We start from the raw sequence: 4,708 nt of genomic DNA, 5'->3' as shown, positions 1-4,708 counted from the left end.
CCCACTCCCCTACTCCACCCCGCCTTCGGCTGTTCGGTATCCCCTCCTTCAGCGAAAGAGGCTTTGCAAGCACTATAGATATAGCTGTCAAGCCGGAGTAAAGAAAGAAAACATGGGTAAAGTAGTTGGAATTGACTTAGGAACTACAAACTCTGTGGTTGCCGTCATGGAAGGTGGTAAACCCACCGTCATCGCCAACGCTGAAGGATTTCGCACGACCCCCTCAGTAGTAGCCTACGCCAAGAACGGCGATCGCCTGGTGGGTCAAATCGCCAAGCGCCAGGCGGTAATGAACACCGAAAACACCTTTTATTCAGTCAAGCGCTTTATTGGCCGTCGCTTCGACGAGGTTAAAACCGAGTCTACCGAAGTCGCCTACAAAGTAGTGAACGTAGGCAACAACGTCAAAATTGAATGTCCCCAGGCGGGTCAGCAGTTTTCGCCCGAAGAAATTTCGGCTCAAATTCTGCGTAAGCTGGCCGACGACGCCGGTAAGTACCTGGGCGAGAAAGTAACCCAGGCCGTCATTACCGTGCCTGCCTACTTCAACGACTCTCAGCGCCAGGCTACCAAAGACGCCGGTAAAATTGCCGGTCTAGAGGTGCTGCGCATCATCAACGAGCCGACGGCTGCCTCGCTAGCCTACGGTCTCGATCGCAAGAGCAACGAAACCATCCTGGTATTTGACCTTGGTGGTGGTACCTTCGACGTCTCCATTCTGGAAGTCGGCGACGGTGTGTTTGAAGTGCTGGCCACCTCGGGCGACACCCACCTGGGCGGCGACGACTTCGACAAAAAGATCGTTGACTACCTAGCTGCCGAGTTCCAGAAGATGGAAGGCATCGAACTGCGTAAAGACAAGCAGGCCCTGCAGCGTCTAACTGAAGCCGCTGAGAAAGCCAAAATTGAGCTGTCTAGCGTCACCCAGGCTGAAATCAACCTGCCCTTTATCACCGCCACCCAAGATGGCCCCAAGCACCTCGAAATGACCCTGACTCGGGCCAAGTTCGAAGAGCTGTGCGCCGATCTGATCGATCGCTGCCGCATTCCGGTCGAGCAGGCGCTCAAAGACGCCAAAATCGCCAAAACTGCCATCGACGAAGTGGTGCTGGTGGGTGGTTCGACCCGCATTCCCGCCATTAAGGATGTGGTCAAGCGTACCCTCGACAAAGAGCCCAACGAAACCGTGAACCCCGACGAGGTAGTCGCGGTGGGTGCAGCCATTCAGGGCGGCGTGCTGGCGGGCGAAGTCAAAGACATCCTGCTGCTGGATGTCACTCCACTGTCGCTGGGTGTCGAAACCCTGGGCGGCGTGATGACCAAGCTGATCCCCCGCAACACCACCATTCCTACCAAGAAGTCGGAGGTGTTCTCGACCGCCCAAGACGGTCAGACCAACGTGGAGATCAAAGTGCTTCAGGGCGAGCGCGAAATGGCCAGCGACAACAAGAGCCTGGGTACCTTCCAACTCTCTGGCATTCCGGCCGCTCCCCGTGGCGTGCCCCAAATCGAGGTGATTTTTGACATCGATGCCAACGGCATTCTGAATGTCACTGCCAAAGACAAGGGCACCGGCAAAGAGCAGACCATCACCATCTCTGGGGCCTCTACCCTCGACGACAACGAAGTCGACCGCATGGTGAGAGATGCCGAAGCTAACGCCGCCGCTGACAAAGAGCGTCGCGAGCACATCGACCTCAAGAACCAGGCTGACTCGCTGGCCTACCAGGCCGAGAAGCAGCTGAGCGACATGGGCGACAAAGTGCCCGCCGCCGACAAGGAGAAAGCTGAGGAGCAAATCAAGGCGCTGCGAACCGCCATTGAAGCTGAGGACTTTGACACCATCAAAACCCTCACGGGCGAACTGCAGCAGACTCTGTATAGCATCAGCACCAACCTGTACCAGCAGGCGGGTGGCGATGCTGAGGGTGGTGCAGCCCCCGGCCCCGATGCCACCTCTGGCGATGGCTCCGGTGGTGAAGACGTCATTGATGCTGAGTTCTCTGAGCCCGGCTCGAACAGCTAATCGGGCGGCCTAGCCCACGGCTTTGCTCTGGCTAGCTAGAAAGGCGGATAGCGTAAGTGCTATCCGCCTTTTTTTGGCCCTTATTGAGGAGACGCAGGCGCGACTGGTGCAAGGTGTCAGAGAATGGAAGCTGGATGGTTGAGTGGGTGGCCTCAGGTGGGGAGGGCTAGGTATTCAATCCTAATCCCGCACGTTGCCGCGCTGGGCTTTGATCTGGCTACGTTTGGTTTTGCTGTCGAGCCGCTTTCTCTGGGCGCTTTTAGAGGGTTTGGTGGGTTTGCGTTTTTTAGGAGTAACGGTGACGCTTTTGATCAGGGTTTTGAGGCGATCGAGGGCGTCTTCTTTATTTTGCTCTTGGGTGCGGTGCTGCTGGGCTTTGATGATAATCACGCCATCCTGAGTGATGCGGCTATCGTTGAGATTGAGCAGGCGCTCTTTGTAGAGCGGTGACAGAGATGAGGCGTTGATATCGAACCGGAGGTGAATAGCGGTGGCGACTTTATTCACGTTTTGGCCTCCCGCCCCCTGGGAGCGAACGGCGCTCAGCTCAATGTCGCTGAGGGGAATGGCGGTGCGGGGCGTAATTTGCAACATTTGAGGTGCGGGTATCTAGCTACACCATAGCCCCATCCTGAGCGGAAAGAAACGGGATAACGGCGTAGCGGCGATCGCTCAAAAGACTGATCTATCGCGACGGGATACTGAGCACATTGGAGATATCGACCCTTTGATTCGCATCAATGCCAATTCTAAGCTGGTTTAGCTCGACCAATTTAGCATCGACCGAGTGAATGAACCGATTCGTCTGGAGGTCATCAAATTGGTCTGGATGCTCTGGGTTAACGCCGACCCCTTTCTCGGTGGCGGCAAAGGTGTGAATGTTGTTGCGCAGGGTCAAATAGCCCAGGTAGATATCGCGGTTGTTTTGAAAGTTGATTTCGCTTTGCAGCACTCGGGGCAGCTGGTTAAAAAACAGCGCCATTGTCGACAGCAGCGCAAAGGAATAAATCACGCGATTGTCTGATTTGTCCCAACCTTCGCGGCTGATGAGAACGCCCAGCGAACCCGCTGCAATGCCCAGCACCAGCGACACAATGACCGAAGCTTTGCTCTGGCTGTGAAAGTGTAACGCCAGCTGAGCGTGCTTGGCAGCCCCCCGCTTAGAGGCCTCAACTTGCTCTAGCAGTCGGATCTGTTCGTAGGATCGCTTGCGTAGAGAAAGGGCCGTTTCATTAGCGGCTCGCAGCTCAGCATTGCGGGCCACCTGAATACTGAGCTGCTGAACCACATCAGCCAGGTCTAGGGCAGCATCTTCTACGGTAGATTGGGCCGCTAGTGTGGTCAGCTTTTCATCTAAGGTTTTAGAAACCTGAAGGATTTCGGCCTGGTTGGTTTCCAGGGCCAGTAGTCGCTCTCGATACTCTGCTGACTGGGTATCGAAGTAGTCTTTTTTGTCGAGAATGGCCTCTTCAATAGTGTCAATGTCAAGAGTTGAGCGCTGTTGGGCCGGGCTTTCTGGTTGCTCAGCATAGGCCGCCTGGGGCAGGGCAAAGCCGTTCTGGCGCTGCTGCTCCAGGGTCTGAGCTTCGAAGGGGACAGCAAACCATTGTTCGGTACTTTTTTGGGTGACTTGGTAAGTCACCCAGTAGCCCGCCAGGCTCCCCAGCACAATGCCCATGCCTAGCCACCAGGAGGGGCGCTTGGAGAGCGGGGGCTGAGGGCGCGGGGCTGACTCAGTCTGAGGGGCAGGGAAAAGAGGCAAATTGAGTTGTTGCATGGGGCATGGGGGGCTTGCGGCAGAGTTGGAGTGGTCTAAGGAGATCTACAGGAAGAGATTGGCTGATTTCTAAGACAGTTGGGTGCGGTGAGTCAGCGGCAGCGATGATCTCAATCACGGGGCTGAGGGCTGCGATCGCCCCAGCATTCTGCACAGCAACAAGCAAGTGAAGCGGCGACAGAGGGTTGCGATCGCTCTGGCTCTGACAGCCGCAGTGTTAGCCGGGGAATGCTTGAACTAGTCGTTCTCTAAGCACTCTGGTTATGTGTATCAAGTCTGTCGTTGGTAGCCGTTTTTGGACCATGAGGCTGGGCCGATCTCGCTATTGGCTTTTGGCCATGGTCAGCGCGATCGCCCTTTTGTGGCCGGTGCTATGGGGGGTGGGGCCTGCCCAGGCCGCCTATCCAGCCTTTCAAGATGCCTATGTCAACGACTACGGCCAGGTGCTGAGCGCCAGTGAAAAGAGCCTGCTCAAGACCCAGCTAGAACAGTTCCGCGATCGCACCGGGGTGCATGCGGTGCTGCTGACGGTGAACTCAATCTACGACTACGGCACAGGCGATGACGCCATTGAGCCCTTTGCCACCAACCTGTTCAACACCTGGGGCATTGGCGATGTCGCCCGCAACGACGGCATTTTGCTGCTGGTGGCCCCCGGCGATCGCAATGTGCGCATTGAGCTGGGCAGCGGCTACGACCATCGCTACGACCGGGTAGCCCAGGCCATTATCGACGACGCCATTTTGCCCCAGTTCAGGCAGGGCAATATCAGCCAGGGCACGGCGATCGGCGTCAATGAGATCGTCGAAAATTTTGACCCTAGCCAGCCGCCAGCGGTCAACCCGCTGCTCTCCTACATTCCACCCGCGCTAACCGATTGGTTTTCGCCTGAGATAGCGGTGGGG

Annotated in this window: 4 protein-coding genes; 2 read left to right on the top strand and 2 right to left on the bottom strand. The window is 56.5% G+C overall.

Annotated features, from left to right (window positions below):
- Window positions 1-112 precede the first annotated feature (112 nt).
- Entirely contained in the window at window positions 113-2,026 is a 1,914-nt protein-coding gene (gene dnaK / locus IQ273_RS30690) for a molecular chaperone DnaK (protein WP_194026881.1), read from the top strand.
- Between the two features lie 180 nt (window positions 2,027-2,206).
- Here dnaK and arfB read toward each other — a convergent pair whose 3' ends face one another.
- Both arfB and IQ273_RS30680 read right to left on the bottom strand, forming a co-directional pair.
- Window positions 2,207-2,620, bottom strand: a complete 414-nt coding sequence (arfB, locus tag IQ273_RS30685; protein WP_194026880.1) for an alternative ribosome rescue aminoacyl-tRNA hydrolase ArfB — start codon at window positions 2,618-2,620, stop codon at window positions 2,207-2,209.
- 91 nt (window positions 2,621-2,711) lie between these two features.
- Window positions 2,712-3,803: a hypothetical protein gene (locus IQ273_RS30680; protein WP_194026879.1), complete on the bottom strand. Its 1,092-nt coding sequence runs from the start codon at window positions 3,801-3,803 to the stop codon at window positions 2,712-2,714.
- 302 nt (window positions 3,804-4,105) lie between these two features.
- On the opposite strand from IQ273_RS30680, the gene IQ273_RS30675 reads away from it, so the two are divergent.
- Window positions 4,106-4,708 (top strand): YgcG family protein (locus IQ273_RS30675; protein WP_194026878.1); only part of this gene is annotated, 603 nt, incomplete at its 3' end.

The organism is Nodosilinea sp. LEGE 07298, assembly GCF_015207265.1.
In the GTDB taxonomy this organism is placed as follows: Bacteria; Cyanobacteriota; Cyanobacteriia; order Phormidesmidales; family Phormidesmidaceae; genus Nodosilinea.
This window is presented reverse-complemented; position numbering and strand designations above follow the sequence as displayed.

Bases quoted from the DNA above. Each gene is read 5' to 3' on its own strand.
- arfB (WP_194026880.1), bottom strand. From the start codon at position 2,620: ATGTTGCAAATTACGCCCCGCACCGCCATTCCCCTCAGCGACATTGAG.
- dnaK (WP_194026881.1), top strand. From the start codon at position 113: ATGGGTAAAGTAGTTGGAATTGACTTAGGAACTACAAACTCTGTGGTT.
- IQ273_RS30680 (WP_194026879.1), bottom strand. From the start codon at position 3,803: ATGCAACAACTCAATTTGCCTCTTTTCCCTGCCCCTCAGACTGAGTCA.